Genomic DNA, 19237 nt, shown 5'->3' with positions numbered 1-19237 from the left:
ATACTTTTTTTATATTTTCCATAGATAATTTGCCTTCTATATTTTGGTGCAAAAACTAAATGATACTTACATCTCCACTGCGTATGTGCTAAACTATTCTTGTCCTTCATTGGACATGCCTCCTTCTATGGTGAGATTTGGTGGTCGGGAAACCAACCTTATCTTACCATGAAGAGAGGCTTTTTTGACCCCACGCTAGAAGCTTTCTGGAACCCCTGGCATAGCCAGGGGTTTTCTAAGACCATAAAAATATCCCCTTGAAGAATTTTATCTTCAGAGGGGATGATTAATTAAAAAGGAACTAAACTTATGGTGAAAATTTCCATGTACTTATCGATTTCAATTCTTTATTTTCAATTGATTATTCATAAAGAAATATTCCCATGTTTCTTTTTAGGTCTTTCTTCCTGCTTATTTTCTAGCATCTCTAAAGACTGTAATAACTTTATACGTGTTTCTCTCGGGTCGATAACTGTATCAACCATTCCAAGACCAGCAGCAATATAAGGATTTGTAAACTTTTTACGAAACATATCAATTTTCTCTCTTCTCGTTTGAGACGGGTGCTCGCTCATGCTAATTTCCTTTTGATAAATGATATTCGCTGCTCCTTCAGGTCCCATGACAGCAATTTCAGCATTAGGCCATGCATATACTAAATCTGCACCAATTGATTTGCTGTTTAAAGCTACATATGCACCTCCATATGCTTTTCTCATAATGACAGTAATTTTTGGAACCGTAGCTTCTGAATACGCGTATAGAATTTTAGCCCCATGTCTAATGATACCGCCATATTCTTGCTTGATTCCAGGAAGGAAACCTGTAACATCTTCTAAAGTAATAACCGGAATATTAAAACAATCACAAAAGCGAATAAAGCGACTAGCTTTGTCTGAAGAATCAATATCTAATCCACCTGCCATATATTTGGGCTGATTACATACAAGACCAATACTTCTACCTCCTATACGAGCAAACCCAACTACTATATTTTTAGCAAATCCAGCATGAATTTCAAAAAAACTACTTTCATCGACTACCTCTTTAATCACTTTTTTGACATCATAGGGTCTTATAGAATCAAATGGTACAATATCTGCTAAAGCAGGTCTCTCTTCATTGATCATCATTTCATAAGCATATGTCGTTGGAAATTCAGTATAATTTGAGGGTAAATAATTTAATAATTCTTTGACCATATCTAGTGCTTCTTCTTCTGTCTTAGCCTGCATATGAGCACTACCACTTTTCGAATTGTGGACATGTGCTCCTCCTAATTCTTCTACTGATATATTCTCTCCAGTTACAGCTTCTATCACCTTTGGACCGGTAATAAACATTTGAGAGCTTTTCTCCACCATGACGACAAAATCTGTGAGTGCTGGTGAATAGACAGCTCCACCAGCACTAGGGCCCATAATGACAGAAATTTGCGGAATGACACCAGAATATATAACGTTTCGGTAAAATACTTGTCCGTATCCATCCAATGAAGAAACACCTTCTTGGATACGTGCACCACCAGAATCATTTAAACCAATAAAAGGAACTTTATTCTTAGCTGCCAAGTCCATTACTTTAGCAATTTTCAGACCATGCACTTCGCCCAACGTTCCACCATAAACAGTGAAATCCTGCGCAAATAAATATACTTTTTTCCCATTTATTTTTCCAAATCCAGTCACTACCCCTTCACCATTGTACATATCTTCATCGTAAGAAAAAGATCTGCTTTTCATAAAAGGATTCAATTCTACAAACGTCTCTTTATCTAGTAAATAATCAATTCTCTCACGAGCCGTCATCTTTCCTTTAATATGTTGTTTGTCTATTCGTTCTTCACCACCACCAAGCTCCACTTGGTGACGTTTATCGTATAATTCATTAATTTTATCGATAATACTCATCTTTATTCATCCTCCCACAATCATCCAAAATATCTTCCACATGCTCTTGATTTCTTATAATTTCTCATTTAGGGGGAGCGGTTAGAAGTGTGATATATTTTTCCTACCGCACTTCTACTCTTTACGATGATATAAATCAACAAAAACTCCCTTGTGCTTTGAGATGAATAAAGGATGTAAGACTATTCATTATGCCTTTGTTTGCTATCCTGTCAATGGTTAAGATCACCTTTCTATACCTTTTTCATCCTCTTATTACTGTCAACCACTTAACCCAATATGGTAAACACCTTCCCTTTTTCAATAAAGAGAATCCTCAATCAGTAAGGGCTTACACCTCACTAATTATTTTGGTTTCACACTAGATAGCGAAAAGAGCCACTTTTAGTATTTTGTAGCTTCAAACGTAATAATTTGAGAGGCTTTCGTTGGATATTGATTATATTTATAGTCTGAAGAAATCACTATCGATGTAAATCCTATTTTTTCTAATATCAATCGAAATTCTTCCACTCCATACCACTTTAATGGAAATATTTCAAGTTCAGAATCTATTAACTTTCCTTGTCTCCATTTTTCATAGCGATTATGATAGACAGCAAATTGATTGATTTGGTCAATTTTAACCAATGTTTCCTCTAACATAATTGTATCTCCTTGTGGATTGGTAAATCCTCGTTTTGATACAAAACCTTCTTTGGTGTTTTCGGGTAGAAAAATATCTAAAATTAATCTTCCATTTTTCTCTAAGTGTTCATAAAAACATTTCAAAGAGCTAATTGCCTCTTCTAATTGATGCAAAAGTAAAAATGAACCCGTTGGTACAATAATAGCCTCATACTTTTGATTAATAGTGAAATTGGACATATCTTGTTTATAACAGCTAGTATGAATACCTCTTTCATTGCAATTTTTGTTGAATAATTCCAACATATTATTTGAAGAATCTATCCCCTCTATATCTAAACCGTTTTCTAGTAAAGGAATTAATATACGCCCATTTCCAACCGCAGGCTCTAATACTTTCCCTTCTATTCCTTTTAATCGATCTTGGTAGTACTCCAAATCACCGAAAGATTTACCAATGTACTTATCAATTTCATAAACCTCCGAAGATAATTTTCCATATATACTATTCATTCCTATATCCACTCCTTTCACCGTACTCAAAAAATTTAATTAAGCCAAAGTTATCACTAGTAATTTGATGTCATTCGTCATTCGTCATTCGTCCACAATTACTTCATTTGAAAAGCTACCAGCTTTACATTGGATGCGGTCAATTTATGATTTAACGAAGAGGAAAATGCTAAATTTATTATTGGTTTTAGAATTAAACAGGCAGTAAAATCAAAATTGTTTCATTATTAACATCACACCTCAAAAATCAATACGCCCTATAATTTATTAATTGGTCATTTATGACTTATTTGTTATTTTGTTATTAAATTATCCTTTTTACACTTTGCGAATCTTTTTTTTCTGCTGACCAAAGGGTTTTATAAAAAAGTAAGTTTAATTTTTAGACGATATAGCTTGTTGTTTTTGATATTTCTTTTCTTTTAATTGATCTCTTTTTTCTCTTCTATCCTTTATAGTAGAATGTTTTTGATCTTGATTATATTCTAGACGACGATTGGTACGTTTTAAATCTTTTGGAACGAGATTAAATTCTGATTCATTAATCAATGATGATATTCCTATTTTCGATTGATATTCTTCCATATCAGGATAAATTGTTTTAAAATAATCATCTGCTTGCCCGGATACATAATTATTCGGCTCTGGATATGTGGTAATAACACCTTCAAAATTTCGAAGTACTACCTTATCAGCGCTTTGGGAAATAATATAATTAGGTTGGACAACAATTTTACCACCACCACCTGGAGCATCAACGACAAATTTAGGTACTGCATAACCTGACGTATGTCCTTGCAACCCTTCTATTATCTCTAATCCTTTTGAGATAGGCGCTCTAAAATGCCCAATTCCTTCGGATAAATCACATTGATAAATATAGTATGGACGTACTCGCATTTTAACCAGATCGTGATTCAACTTTTTCATAATCGGAACACTGTCATTAATACCCGCCAAAATTACCGCTTGGTTTCCTACTGGAACACCCGCGTTAACAAGCATTTCACATGCGCGCTTAGATTCCTCCGTTATTTCTATTGAACTATTAAAATGAGTATTGAGCCAGATTGGATGGTACTTCTTTAAAATCTCACATAATTCATTCGTAATTCGTTGCGGGAATACTACTGGTGCTCTGGTACCAATACGTATAATTTCTACATGTTTGATAGCTCTGAGATTTTTTATTATATATTCCAATACAGTATCATTAATTAGTAACCCGTCTCCTCCAGATATGAGCACATCGCGAACTTCAGGTGTTTGTCTAATATATTCTATTGCATTATCAAGCAAGTTTTTGGCAATCCCCATTCCAATTTGACCTGAAAAACGCCGTCTTGTACAATACCTACAATACATAGAGCATTGATTAGTTACTAAGAATAATACTCGGTCAGGATATCGGTGTGTTATACCGGGAACTGGAGAATCTTCGTCTTCATCTAAAGGGTCTTCTAAATCGTATTTTGTTTTATAAATCTCTTCAGAAATTGGAACAGATTGCATACGAATCGGACATCGTGGATTATCTGGATTCATTAAAGATGCAAAATATGGTGTAATATTAAGTGGTATAGTCTTAATTGAAATCTTAACCCCCGCTTCTTCTTCTGGGGTTAAATTAATTACTTTTTTAAGATCCTCCAAGGTTTTAATTGTATTTCTTAACTGCCACAGCCAATCATTCCATTGTTCCTCTGTGACATCTTTCCATAGTTCAATATCTTTCCAATTTCTAGCCGGCTTGTATAAATCTGCGTTATTAAACATTTTAATTTCCCTCCGTTTTTGTATTATGCATACTATTTATAGCTAAACTCCTAAACTATTTTATTTTCAATATTTATCATAATATTTAACAAAGTTTCCTTTAATAGATCAGCCGGCTCAGTACTTTCACTTATAAAAAAATGGCCTCCATTAAAATATCGATAACAAAATTCTCCTTGAATCTCCTCGCGCCACTTATAGATCTCTCGTTCATGAACAGCCGTATCATATTTTCCTAACCATAATTCGAATGGAAAAGATGATTTTACTACGCCATCTAAAGTAAATGTATCCAATAAGTGAAAGTCATTTCCAGTAATATTAATAATGGAATGCAATAAAGAATCATCCACATCTACTGGTATTCCTCCTAAAGCTTCTATATCCATTTTCACACTATCTCTTGATCTTACAATAAATGGTTTTTCAGGATGTATCGCATATTCAAGAACTGTTTGAGGAGATTTAGCTGCTGAGATGATAACTTTTTCAATATAATTCTGTTTCTTACTTAAACTACCAGATATAGCATATGAAAAAAGTCCTCCTAAACTATGCCCAAGAAATACGGTTGGCCTGTCCATACAATCTATTACTTTAGGAAGAAAATATGCCATAGCCTCTGAAAAATTAGCAACAAATTTTTGATTCGCCGATATTCCTCTCCCAGGTAACTCAAATAGGTAGGCCTCAACATCTTTAGGTAAAGTTCTCACTAAAGGTATAAATGATAAAGCGGAACCCCCAGCGTGATGAAAACACATTAATTTTACTTTTGCTTTTTTGTTTGGATTAAATATGATATAGCCTTCACGTTGTTCCATCTTCACGTGTTATTACCACCTAATATATACATAGCTTCATCTATTGATACATCACCCTGTTTAACTTTTTCCAATAAGTCGATCTTATTGACAGACTCTGTTTGACCATTGGTTGAAGAATTATTATCAATTCGATACGATAATTGCTCAACAAACCTATCTATGGTTGGGTATCGAAACAAATCTCCAATTACAAATTCATAATCAGGTAATCTCTGCCGCAGCTGGTTAAATAGTTTTAATACAATGAGAGAATGACCTCCTTGATCAAAAAATGTTTTATTCGTAAATACTTTTCTACCTAATACCACTTCCCACTCATTCCTTACAATGTCTTCTATCTCATTAAATACAACCGAAACAACCTTTTGTGATTGATTAACTATTTTTTCTGATTCCTCCATGAGTAGTGGACGGTCAATTTTCCCATTGGAATTGCGTGGGAGACAATTAAGTAGCACAATAAAACGAGGAATCGCATAATAAGGGATTCTATTACTAATCTTTTCTCGAATCACATCTTCAGAATCCTCTGTCCCACTTAGAAAAACTACTAATTCCTTCTCCCCCTCCATTGATGAATATGTGACAAAACATTCCATACCTGTCTCCAAACTTAGGAAAGCATTTTCTATTTCTCCTAATTCCACTCTAAATCCACGTATCTTAACTTGTTGATCTTCCCTTCCATAGAATTCGATCATTCCATTTGTATTTAAACGCACGTTATCTCCGGTCATAAAATACTTTATATGGTTATGTTCATAAATCTTTGACGTATCCATACTATCCATAGTTACATATCCATTCATAACTTGATCACCACCAATATGTAACTCCCCTATCATCCCTGGTGCTACTGAATTTCCTGTTTCATCTACAATTCGTAATAATGTCCCTGGCAAAGGCTGACCAATTGGACACATACCTGAAACGGACAATTGGTCCATATTATCATTGCAGTGGTAGACAACAGATTCAATTGTACATTCACTCAATCCATATCCATTATAAAAATCCACACCTTTCCAAAGCATGTTACAAATCTCATTTTTCTCTTCAAGACGAAAAACATCAGATCCTACTACTATCGTTTTCAAATGTTCTAGTATCAGATTTTTATCATACAAATACTTTATGAATTCCCTGATTAAGTGAGGTGTTGACTCAACAAAAGATATTTTATATTCTTTAGAAAGAACATATAAATAATCCATATCCACTCTTCTATTCTCATCACATACGATTAGTGAACCTCCAGTGGACCATGCCTTAAGTAAATCACCCAAATAAACATCGGAAGTCCAGCTTCCGAGTTGTAGAATATGTTGGTTCTCTTTAAAACAATAGAATTTTTTCCAACTTTCGATAATTTGAAAAACACCTTTTATTCCTAAGGAGACAAGTTTTGGTTTGCCTGTACTCCCAGAAGTGGAGATAAAATATGCTAAGTCCTCTTCCTTAAATGCATAGGAATTTAATTCCAATTCATTCTGACATACATTGTCTTTTAAAAGCCCTTTCATTTCCTCTAGGTTTAAAATAATTTTGGGATTTAATACTTTTATTATTTGATCATTTCTTGTTTTTGGTACGCGTCTATCTAAGTTGCACCACCTAGCACCAATTCTCCAGCAAGCGAACATACCAATTGCAACTTCAATACCTTTTTCTCCATTCAGGGCAACTGTGTCCCCACTTTTAACATCTTGTTGTGATAAATAATTCGACACCTGTTCTATATAGGTTCTTACTTGCTTATAAGATAACTCCGTTTTTCCATCGGACAGTGCTAATTTATCACTCGACCAATCGACCATAGAATCAATTGAATAGGTAATTTGATTTATCGGTAATTCATTTTCTAAGAAGATTTTCAATTTTTCATTTTCCAAGGTAGTTAAATTAAATTCTTTTATCAATTTATCTCCATAAACTTCTATTTCTTCAAATATATGTTCTAATGATTCAATAAGCTCTAGTAAATCTTGTTTCTGATATTTACTAGCATCCCAACCTAATCTCAATTCACCGTTATCACGGTTTAAGCTGATGGTTAAAGACAAAGGATCAGAACTCGTTCCTTTTTGATGAACTAGTTCAGCGTCTTCAAAGTGTAAGCCACCTTGATAATTTTGGAATATAACAGAAGACTTAAACAGTTCGGTGTCTCCCGGTAAATTGCTTAGTTGCAAAAGCTTAGAATACGGAACCCCGCTATACTCCGATACATCTTGAATCGTATCCATGGTATTTAAGAAATACTCTTTAATAGAGATATCAGGTTTCAAATCTAGCTTTACTGGTAACGTATTAATTAGCATTCCGTTCATTTCATGCGACTCTCTTAATTGATACGGCCTTAAAGCAAATGTAGAACCAACAAAAAGTTGGTTCGTTAGTTGATATCTATTTAGTAATAAGCCCCAAAAAGACATCACAATACTCGATACAGTAACTTTATTTTGAACACTGTACGAATGAATATTTCTGCAAGCCTTTTGACTTAATTTTCTATCAAATATTTCGAATTTTTCTTCCTTACTTTCAGAAGAGGAACATTCAAAAGATAGCCGCTCTGCCGCTTTTGCTTCACGTAATACATTCAACCAATAGGCTTCACTCTGTTCTTTATAATCCGATTGCTGCATAAATTCTATATATGCTTCAACATCAGGTCGTTCCTTTAACATGTAGTAGTCGTGATTTAGAACATTAAAAAAGTCATCTAAAATTTGCGACATAGACCATCCATCAACAAGAATATGGTGATGTAGCCAAACTAATAAGTGCTTGCCATCCTTCCAATGTTCAACCATATACAATTTTTGTAATGTATCTAAGGATGATTGTTGAAAAGTTTGTAATTCATGATTCAACCAATTTTCAAAGCTTCCACATGCTCTAATTAACTGTTCATAATGAATTGTAGTAATAGATGCCACACAAGTGCTATTAATAACTTGCATAGGTTCAGAACCATTATTCCAATCTATCTTCGTTCTTAAAGCAGGATTTGCCTTTATTACTTTTGTCCATGAATTAGTTACATCATCTTCCGTATGATAACTTGGAATCTCATAGGAAACAACTTGCCAATAGGCCTCAGAAGAAGGATTCTTTAAGTTTTCCATTAACATAACAGTCTGTAAAGGAGTAAGTGGAAGCTTCTTTATGTTCTGATTCATTCTATCAACCTACCTTTATTTATTTTAAAATAGCAGTTAACTCTAATATAGTCGGATATTTAAGAAAATCCCTTGGAGTAAGGTTAACTCCTTCTGCACGTAATTTCGAAACAATTTGTAAAGATTTAATAGAATCTCCTCCTAGCTCAAAGAAGTTATCACCCAAACCAACTCTATTTATTTTTAAAACATCACTCCATACCTTTACAATGGATTTCTGAAGTTCTGTCTTGGCTTCAATAAAATTAGATTCCACTTTCTTATTTAGATATTCATACGCCATTTCACCTAATCGTTTTCTATCTCTTTTCCCGTTTTGTGTAATAGGTAGATCAGATAATTCAATAAATGCTGATGGAATGTACGATACAGGGAGATTATTCGATACCTGCTTTTTCACTTCAATATCGTTAGCTTCATGTTCATTTACAGAGGTGTAGAAGCAAACTAATTGTTTTTCCCTCATCCCTTCAGCTAAAACGACTGTGGCATCTTTCACGTTTGCCAAATTCATTACACATCTTTCAATTTCTTCCGTTTCGATGCGAATTCCATTCACCTTCACTTGATCATCTTTTCTTCCAAGAAAGTCGATACTTCCATTACTCGTAATCCTTACTAAATCACCTGTTTTATAAAAGCGTTGTGAATCTTTTATAATGAAAGACTTCTGTGTTTCATTCTCATCTTTAAAATACCCTAACGCCAAAGATGGCCCACCAATTAATAATTCTCCAGGATAACCTATTGGTACTGGATTTTCATCCTCATCGATAACTTGTAAAGAAACATATGGAAGAGGTTTCCCAATATTGTAGTTTCCATTACTGACTTCCTGTACAGTTACTTCAATACCTGTTTCAGTAGGTCCGTATAAATTTAAAATGTTTGTATTGGGCAAGATTTCTTGTATCTTTTTGGCTAGTTGTTTTGACAATGCTTCACCGCTTAAATGCAAGTATTTTAATGAGAGTGTATCCGTACTTAGTTCTTCAAAATAATCTAACACTCGTTGAAAAACAGATGGGACAAAATGACAATAATTTATGGATTTATTTTTAATAAACTCATATATTTTCTCAGGATCCTTATGCAAATCATTTGCTCCGATAACTAAAGTAGCACCAACAGAGAGTGTATAAAATATTTCCCATATTGATACGTCAAATGTATAAGGCGTTTTAAATAAAATTCGATTATTCGGCTTCAAGTGTTGTTGATTTTTTTGCCATAACACTCGAAGACTTGCCCCTAGGTGAGGACATAACACCCCTTTTGGGTTTCCAGTCGAGCCTGATGTGAACATCAAATAAGCTGGATCTTCTGTTTTAATGTGTTCCATTTTGAATATAGGTAGTTGCTGACATGTTTCCATATCATTTGTATAGATTAGTTCCCATCTTCCCGTGCTTATATAATCAACTTTTTTGTTAGATATTAAAACTCGAGGTTCTATTCTGTTTAATATATTTTTTATTCTTTCTTTTGGATGCTCCACATCTAAAGGAACATAGATTGCACCTATTTTTAAAATCCCTAAAATAACAACAAGCAGTTCCTTATTTCGCACCATGAAAACAGGAACATAATCCCCCTTTCTGATACCTTTGGAATGCAGTAATGAAGCAAATCGGTTTGCATGTTGATTTAATTCTCCATACGTAAATGCACTTGTATGATCTTCAACAGCAATAAAGTCTTTATGCTTTGCGACAGAATCCTCGAATAATTGGTGTAGTGGTTTACTTTCTTTCATCAAATTGTAATATTCCTGTGCCTCTATGACAGATGTCTTCTTAAAAGCACTCTGCCACTGTTGATCAGGGTAACGCACAAGAGAATCCATTAGATTAAAATAGCTATCCGTTAGTAATTTAATTTCTGATGTGTCAAAGTTGGCATATGAGAACTCAACATGCCCCTCTATTTCTTCATCTTGCACATGAAAAAAACCGCTAATTGGGAATCTAGCTCCACCTGTATCTTGCTCAATGAACTCTGCTCGTTTATTTTCTAACTCTACATCTAAATGGATTTTTTCACTAAATGTATTATTAACGATATCAAATTGCTTCCTATTTTCTGTTAGTGAAGCAATATCAACAATGGAAAAATCCCCATGTTCCATATGTTCCTGCATCAATTCATTTACCTCAGTTAATAAATCGATGAATGTTTTTTCTTTTGAGATAGTAATTGTAACCGGTATTAAATTAACAAACATCCCTACCTTGGAAAAATCAATATCCCCCCTACCATGATAAGGAATTCCAATTGTGATAGTTTCTTGTCTAAAGTATTTTGTTAGATTAATAGCCCAACCCGTTAATAAAATAATAAACTTACTTATTTTATGCTTTTTCGCCAATTGATCTATTGATTTGCCGACACTTAATCTACTTTTACATTCGTATATTTCCCCTTTAGCTAATAAAGATTCGGCATTTTCCTTCATTGATACCTGCGCTAAATGAAATTGGCCTGCCTTTTCCTTCCAATATGTTGACAGTTGTTCTTCACTAGAAGCTATATACTCGGTACTATATATGTTCTCTTTTGTACTAGTATTCAAGCTTCTATTGTTGTATGCAGTAGAAATGTCACGTAATATTTTTTGTAAAGACAATCCATCGCATACAATATGATGCGTAGCTAGTACAAAAACAGTCCCATCATTATTCGTTTGAATTAATGCACCTCTAATGAGCAAATCTTTCTCCAAATCAAAGTTCGTATTGTAAATGGAATTAGCATGAATTAGTGCCTCTTCTTTGGAATCAACCTTCATTTGATAGAACCATTCCGTAGTATCAAATTTTCTTTGATATTTTCTCTCAATTTCGCCTCTTGCATTTTCCCGAAATATAGTAGAAAACGTTGGTTCACGTTCAATAATAGTAACAATTATTTCCGACAATAAAGGAATATCTATCGTATCTTTTAGATGAAAAGTGGCTCCAATATTATAAAAAGTGTTATTCTCATTTGTTTTCCATAAATACCATAATCCTTTTTTCATGCTTGTTACTCGAATCCATTCATCTCTATTTATGACTGGAGATTCCTTACGTTGTCCACCTATTGTATTTTGCAAAGGTTTCATAATTTGATGATATACATTTATTGGTGTTCTAACCTTTTGAATAAAATGAGGGGAACATTTCACCCTAAACAAATTTGACAAGGTTGCAGCTATTCGAGCAGCGTCCATCGAATTTCCGCCCATTTCAAATATATCTGTATTAGGATAACATTGAATTTGTAGGACATCAGAGTAAACCTTTGTAATTTGAGTCATCATGCTATCATTAACATCTTCCAAATAAGTGTTATTTTTCAAATTTTGTTTATTTTGTAAATGTTCCTCATGTAAAACAGTTAACCTTTTTCTGTCTATTTTCCCGTTATCCGTTAACGGGATTTGATCATGATAAAGTATTTGAATTGGGACTAAACTTTTTGTAAGTTTTTTACTTATGTATGCTTTTATTTCTTCTTCTATAAACATCGAATTCTTCTCTAATACAACAGAAGCTACAATCAATTTCTTTGAATGAAATTCTATTGGTAACACAATAGCATGTAAAACTTTTGCATGTGTTTGTAATACTTTTTCAATCTCACCTAACTCAATTCTGACCCCGTTAATACTCACCTGAAAATCTTTCCTACCATGAAAATAAAAATTTCCATCTTTACCTTTACTGACAATGTCACCTGTATTATAGGCTCTGATTAATTCCCCTCTAACCTTTATTTTTCTGAACTTTTTATCAGTTTCTATTTTAGTGTTTAAGTATCCCCTTGCTAATGCAACGCCAGAAAGCCAAAGTGTTCCTTGTTCTCCAACTTCTGAAATTTCATTCCCGTGTTCATCTAGGATAAAACAATCCATATAAGGTAGTGGCTTTCCAATATGAGGAAATTCATTACCTCCGTCTCTCTTTGGTTGAATGGTACCAGATGTACTGACAACAGTTGCTTCACTTGGCCCGTAATTATTAACTAAATTAAACGGAACACTATCTAATGGGAATTTTGTTAATTTATCTCCCCCTACTAGCATGTGTTTCAATGTAGTTTCATGATTTTTCCAAGGCAAATCTAGCAATCTTTCAGCAATAGGAGTAGAAACAAAAGAATGTGTTACCTTATGTATTGCCCATTCTTTTTGTAATTCATTTGGAAGTAATCTTTGTGCATCTGATGTAATATGAATGGAAGCTTTTGCACCAATAGCGCTCCAGATTTCCCATATAGACGCATCAAATCCCGGGGAAGCTGTTAATGACACAATTGAATCGGAGCCTACTTGAAAGGTTTTAGTATGCCATTCAATTAGTTTCATTAAGGACTTCCATTCTACAATTACACCCTTAGGTTTACCCGTTGTCCCTGAAGTAAAGACAATATATGCAGCTGCATTTAATGAAAAATTCTCATTCCCACTTAATTGAAATGCATCCGATCCATCTAACATTTCTAATTCATCGTCCAAATAAATAATTTTGCTCTTATCATTCAAGGACTGATTGGTATGGACCAAGATCACATTAGGATTCGTTTCTTCAATAATTGTATTTAGCCGTTCCTCAGGTGTATCTGGATCGATGGATACAATTACTCCTCCTGCTAAAAATGTCGCATAGTGTGCAACAAAGAGTGCAGGTGATCTCCTCAACATGATTAGCACCTTTTGCTCTTTTTTATGTTCTATCCCTTGCTCTCTAAAAAGTATTGCAAGCTGAAATGCTTTTTTCTCTAAATCTTTTAATAAATATTTCGTTTTATTAAACCATAAGCATTGTTTCTCATAATAATTTTGCTCCACTTTTACCATTTCTTCACAAAACATTTTCTACCCCCTTATTAAATATATAGTTTATGAATTCTTGCAAGGATATTTTTATCCCTAATAGATGATTTTAATAGGTCCACTGTTTCTTCCCTATTAAAGCCCTTATTAAATAGAATAGAAAAGAACTGGTTAGATAATTTTTTCGAATAAATAGAATCAATTTGAGGTCGATTATTTTTCTTTAATTTCCCTAACTCCTGCCTCAATTCTATGAATGGGGCATGTATTTTTTTTTCAAATTTCGACTGCTCTATCTTTATTTTAATAGGGGTCCCAACTATGATTCTTAAACTAGCTTGTAAGAACGAAATAATATCGTTCATAGAGTAGGATTGCGTTTCTGAATGAAATAAGGTATGATACCCATTTATTTCGTTGTAAGGGGAAACAAACACATTTGGATATTCAGCTTCAATGATCTTGGTTAATACAGTTTTAGGGCCAATTTCTATAAAATGACGAACACCTTCACGAATCAATTCATCCATAACTACAGGCCATTGCACACCTTCTGTTAATTGCTCGCTTAATTGATTAACAATGTCGTTTGAATGTATGTAAGGTTCGCCGGTAATACATGAGTATATGGGGTACTTACTATCTTTCTTCTGAATTTTTCTTAATGCTTCACGAAAACCGTCCTTTGCAGGCAGCATTAATTGACTATGCGCAGGTACACTAACATCCAATTTCTTGGTAACAGCACCTTGCCCATTAAGTATTTCAGCCACTCTATACAATGCATCTTGATGACCACTTAACACCAGCTGGTCTTTCATATTATAATTTGCGATAGTTACATGGTTGTTATTTGTACTTACTTCTTTACAAATAGACTCCACTTCAGTGTAATTAAGACCAAAACAAACCATCATTCCTCCATCTGCTCCACATTGGCTCATTAATTTTGCTCTTAATTGTACTAATTTAACTGCTTCTGAGAATGAAATAGCCTCACCGCAAACAGCAGCAGTTAATTCTCCCAAACTATGGCCAGAAAAATAAATTTCCTCAACTTGATTTAACTCTTTAAATATCTCCCAACTTGCAATACTATAAACTAGTATTGCAGGTTGAGTAATATTAGTATCATTTAACTCCCCAGATTTATTTTCACATGCTACTAAAAGATTATAACCAAGTATCTCACTAGCTTCGTCATATAATCTTCTAGCAATCTTATGATTTTCATATAAAAACCTTCCCATGTTAGTGTATTGAGATCCTTGTCCAGGAAATACGATTGCTGTTTTCAATTTTTTTCACTCCTTCATTTCCTATTTAATAAATGAAGTGCTTCCTCTGAGGAAATGTCATCATTTGTTAGAGCTTCAAGTATATCGTCTAATTCATCTTTATCAGTACCGTTGAAGAAACGGTCACAATAGGATAGCTGATTTTCAAAAGTAGGGTTACTATACAAATCAGGCACCTCAAAATTTATTCCTTTGAAATTCTGATTCATAAGTTGCACAAATCTCAAGGCACTGAGTGAACTCCCTCCGCTACTAAAGAAATTATCACTTTCTCCAACATCAACTACTCCCAAGACTTTATCCCAAATATCATATAATATTAATTCGATCTCTTCCTTATTTAATTCTTTCTGTATACTTTCGTCCTCTATTTGAACATCCATATTCACCTTTTGCTTGTCGTAATGATAATCATCGACTTCTTTCCAAAACGTTTCTCCAAACGGAATCTTTAACACTGGTTTCAAATAATGAACTTGCTCTAAATCAAATTTTGAAACCAAGCTCCATTGGTAACCATTCTGAAAAAAACACTTTAGTGCATTCTGGAATTCAACAAAATCTATTGGAGGAATTGCTGTATCATTTCCAAAATCTTTCTTATCATCTAAAATCAATGTAAGATTAATTGTATTACCGTTAATCCCTTTATGGTTTAAATAACCTGCCATAGAGTCCAAATATTGATTTACAGCACAACATTCACTCGCCGATTTAGTACCCATTAAAGAAGAAATGGATGAGAATAAAATAAAGAAATCCAATGTATTCGTATCTAACTCTCTTTCAATAAAATGAGTGCTCAAAACTCTATTGTAAATCCCTTTTTTGAACTGATTAATATTTAGCTCCTTTATCCATAAATGGTATAGCTGCTTCGCTAACATAAAAGCTCCGTTAATATCTCCGTATTTATTTTTAATTATTGTAAATGTATTCTTAACGGCAAGTTCGTCTGTAACATCACATTTCATTATATTTACTTTGGAACCATTTTGCTCAATCGATCGGATCATCTTTATTTTATAAATGAGCATTTCATCATCCGCATTATTTCTATTAATAATTTCATCCCATTCAGAACGGTTAGGCAGTAAATTTCTAGCTAACAAAATAATATTCACTTTATTTTTTTCACTCAAAAAGCTTCCTAGCTGTACTCCTAAATAACCAGTACCTCCTGCAATGACATAGTTCCCGTTTTCTCTCAATGTAATTGGATTAGCCTTTATATTCTCACGTTGTCTTTCAATTACTTTCGTATATCTTTGATTTGTTCGATAAGCTATTAACTCTGGTCTTACTTCTTTTGGTGTACGTAATTCCTCTACTAACTGTTTAGCGATTTCTATAGGATCTCCTTTTAAATCATGATCAATTAGGAAGGAACTAATAGTTGGCTGTTCCTGTGAAATTACTTTCGCTAAACCAAATAATGTAACCCTTGCTGGAATAACTTCTTCATTTTCATTCACTTGTTCAGTGAAGGAAGAAAGTGTATTAATTTGGATTGGATGCGTAACATCAAACCTAAATAAAATCTTTGTTAGATTGAAAAGAGAAAATACTCCCTCCTCTTGCGTTAACTCTATATCTTCTTTATCATTCATTGTTTTATCAAATGGTTTTAAAGTAAAACCATGAACTATTCCCTTTAATTCTTTGAGTACGTCTGCACCTATATCCTCAAATAGATGCTGAAAGTCATCTTCTGATTGAATATTAATACCATATTGAGCAGATGATTTTTTCCTGAAATTATTATCTTTATTAATTTCGATAACTTCTGCCCCATTTTCTATAAGGATATTCTTTAATTCAAGAAGAATTGGATCATTTTCATTCATTAAAATTAACCATTTTCCATTTATGTTTACATTATCTCTTCCTGAATCAAGGTAATGGTAAATCCACTTCTTCTCATAAAATAATTCTTTCGTCTGTTCCTGCAAAACCTCTTTATCTGCTGGCCAAATCCGTTTTGTATTGAAAATACTTACTGGCAATGGAGCTATTTTTTGGTGCGTAAAAAGTTCTTTACATATATCATCCACACAATCTCCATCAAGGTATTTCTTCACTAATCCTGTATACGAATCTTCTTGCTGAAGAAAGTGATCCAGGTTCCTGATGCTTTCTAACTGGGTCTCTTCTTCGTCAGCTAAGAAGATTCCCTGTTGATAAAAGTTAAGAGGGACTTTCTCAAAGGTTCTAACATGTAGTACCCTTCCAATTTTCTCTATTAGATCTTCAATCCCTTTTGCAAAAATACATACCCTTGATTTCTCATGATTTCTACAATTATTGAGCGTATAAGCTAAACTTCCTATGGCGTAGTGCTTATTATTTTGAAGGTGTTTTGAAAGAACTCCTAATTGCTCCCAAAGTGCACGTCTTGTTTTACTAGAGATTAATAAAGGTAATTCTTGTTCAACTTGAATATCCTGACGAAGGTCGTCATCCCTATACTCTTCTATTACAACATGAACATTCGTTCCACTTATTCCAATCGAATTAACACCCGCTCTTAATATACCTGCCTCTGAAATAACTTGATTATCAGCACTCACTTTAAAAGCTGTTTTATTTAAGTCAATCTTTGGATTCACTTCTTTAAAATGATTCACCCCTGGTATCATCCGTTTTTCAATAGAAAGTGCAGCTTTAATTAGTCCAGAAATTCCGGCTGCATCGCCCATATGACCGAAATTAGATTTTATAGAACCTAAGTAGCAATCTTTCTTCTTTTTCGCCCTCTTTGTATATGCTTTATTTAACCCCTCAACTTCTATTAAATCACCCACTTGTGTACCAGCTCCATGTGCTTCCACAAAGTTAATTTGGTCAAATGTTAATCCTGCTTCATCCAAAGCAGCAACTATGGCTTTTGACTGCGCATCTGGATTAGGTACTTGCATACCGTTTGACATGCCATCACTACTAACACTAGAGCCTTTTATTACACTATGAATATGGTTTCCTTCACGAATCGCATCAGATAACCTCTTTACTACAACAACAGCAATACCCTCGCCCCCAATAATTCCATCCGCGTCCTTATCGAAAGGTTTACAGCGATAGTTATTACTTCTGACCACATAATCAGGGGCTTCCTTTTCCCAATAAGGAAATAAGTCTAAATTAACACCACTTACTACTGCTAAATCACAATCTCCTTGTCGCAAGGCATTTTTGGCCGTGTGAATTGCCGTTAAAGAAGAGGAGCATGTTGTATTGACTGCCATAACTGGTCCCCTTAAATCTAGGGCATATGACAGATGATAACCAAGATTTGCTGGGATATTGGATAAAAATGCACGTTCATCAACATCGTTGAACAGTCGTAAATAGTCAAAAGCAGGGTGCGGGGTATGTGCAACGTATACTCCTGTATTGGAACCTTTTAAATCCTCTTCTCCATACCCTGCTCTTTTAAGGGACTCTATTGCAGTTTGTAAAAATAACCGCTCGGATGGTCCCATAAATTTAGCCTCGTGCTCACTCAAATCAAAATAGTCAGGGTCAAACTGCTCTATATCAGTTAACCAGGATCCATATGACCTGCTGTCTCCCTCGATATCATCAGCTATATGACTATACTTATTTCTAAGCTTTTTGTTTGAGTTCATAACAAGATCAAAGCGTTCTCGGGGAAATTTTGTTATATAATCTTGCTTTTCAGTAAGACCATCCCATAGTTCATCAACATTGTTAGTATTCGGGAATTTTAACGACATTCCGACTATTGCAATTGGTTCAGATTGGAATTGTTCTACTTCATTTAATAAGTCATGTGCTATTTGGGTATCCAGTTTTTCGTCACCCACCAGACTCAGTATTTTCCGTGATATATTACTTTGTTTCAAGGTTATCACTCCCAAAGTTTTAATGATGTTCTTATTAAGGAAATATGTTGCGATTATTCAGTAATATTATTTCTTAAAAGAAAATTCAATCATATAATGCATTACTAATTAATCTGCTAAGACTCCCTCCAATTTAATAAGCTAACATAAAGATACATATATAAAGTGAATCTTCAAATTCTATCATCTTCCACTGATTGTTAGTACTAAAGGATATGACCATAAAGTCCTCTTCCGAAAAGGAATTTAGGTGCTGTTATCTCCCGCTTAGACTTGTTAGCTAACTCCCAATTCTTGAAGTGGGAATCTTACAGCACCTTATATCCTTGATAAAATCTAGAAATTTATATTTGTATTAAACTTTAACATGTACTGCTAGATTCAATGAGACAAATACTATTTTTTATCTCTACACTTCT

Annotated in this window: 9 protein-coding genes; all 9 read right to left on the bottom strand. The window is 33.9% G+C overall.

Features of this window, described 5'->3' with window-relative positions; translation table 11 throughout:
- A partial coding sequence (locus tag HLX49_RS09780; protein ID WP_296361565.1) for a transposase occupies window positions 1-110 on the bottom strand: 110 nt, incomplete at its 3' end.
- Between the two features lie 255 nt (window positions 111-365).
- Window positions 366-1910, bottom strand: coding sequence for an acyl-CoA carboxylase subunit beta (locus HLX49_RS09775; RefSeq protein WP_077702831.1), 1545 nt, complete (start codon window positions 1908-1910; stop codon window positions 366-368).
- A 384-nt stretch (window positions 1911-2294) separates the two neighbouring features.
- A complete protein-coding gene (locus tag HLX49_RS09770) occupies window positions 2295-3050 on the bottom strand; it encodes a methyltransferase domain-containing protein (RefSeq protein WP_077702830.1) in 756 nt (251 codons plus the stop codon).
- A 375-nt stretch (window positions 3051-3425) separates the two neighbouring features.
- Entirely contained in the window at window positions 3426-4826 is a 1401-nt protein-coding gene (kamA, locus tag HLX49_RS09765; protein WP_077702829.1) for a lysine 2,3-aminomutase, read from the bottom strand.
- Between the two features lie 50 nt (window positions 4827-4876).
- Window positions 4877-5650, bottom strand: a complete 774-nt coding sequence (locus HLX49_RS09760) for a thioesterase II family protein (RefSeq protein ID WP_077706843.1) — start codon at window positions 5648-5650, stop codon at window positions 4877-4879.
- A 2-nt stretch (window positions 5651-5652) separates the two neighbouring features.
- Window positions 5653-8838 carry a condensation domain-containing protein gene (locus tag HLX49_RS09755; protein ID WP_296361557.1) on the bottom strand — a complete coding sequence of 1062 codons (3186 nt, stop codon included), beginning with the start codon at window positions 8836-8838 and terminating at the stop codon, window positions 5653-5655.
- 19 nt (window positions 8839-8857) lie between these two features.
- Window positions 8858-13693 carry a non-ribosomal peptide synthetase gene (locus HLX49_RS09750; RefSeq protein ID WP_296361554.1) on the bottom strand — a complete coding sequence of 1612 codons (4836 nt, stop codon included), beginning with the start codon at window positions 13691-13693 and terminating at the stop codon, window positions 8858-8860.
- Between the two features lie 14 nt (window positions 13694-13707).
- Window positions 13708-14952: an ACP S-malonyltransferase gene (locus HLX49_RS09745; RefSeq protein WP_296361552.1), complete on the bottom strand. Its 1245-nt coding sequence runs from the start codon at window positions 14950-14952 to the stop codon at window positions 13708-13710.
- A gap of 14 nt (window positions 14953-14966) precedes the next feature.
- Window positions 14967-18818: a beta-ketoacyl synthase N-terminal-like domain-containing protein gene (locus HLX49_RS09740; protein ID WP_296361551.1), complete on the bottom strand. Its 3852-nt coding sequence runs from the start codon at window positions 18816-18818 to the stop codon at window positions 14967-14969.
- Between the last annotated feature and the right edge of the window lie 419 nt (window positions 18819-19237).

Source organism: Virgibacillus sp., assembly GCF_013393565.1.
Taxonomy (GTDB): Bacteria; Bacillota; Bacilli; order Bacillales; family Amphibacillaceae; genus Virgibacillus; species Virgibacillus dokdonensis.
Note: the sequence above shows the minus strand (reverse complement) of the source record. Positions and strands in the feature narration are given on the sequence as shown.

Excerpts from the sequence above, each read along its gene's own strand:
- HLX49_RS09775 (WP_077702831.1), bottom strand. The coding sequence starts at position 1,910 with ATGAGTATTATCGATAAAATTAATGAATTATACGATAAACGTCACCAA.
- HLX49_RS09770 (WP_077702830.1), bottom strand. The coding sequence starts at position 3,050 with ATGAATAGTATATATGGAAAATTATCTTCGGAGGTTTATGAAATTGAT.
- kamA (WP_077702829.1), bottom strand. The coding sequence starts at position 4,826 with ATGTTTAATAACGCAGATTTATACAAGCCGGCTAGAAATTGGAAAGAT.
- HLX49_RS09760 (WP_077706843.1), bottom strand. The coding sequence starts at position 5,650 with ATGGAACAACGTGAAGGCTATATCATATTTAATCCAAACAAAAAAGCA.
- HLX49_RS09755 (WP_296361557.1), bottom strand. The coding sequence starts at position 8,838 with ATGAATCAGAACATAAAGAAGCTTCCACTTACTCCTTTACAGACTGTT.
- HLX49_RS09750 (WP_296361554.1), bottom strand. The coding sequence starts at position 13,693 with ATGTTTTGTGAAGAAATGGTAAAAGTGGAGCAAAATTATTATGAGAAA.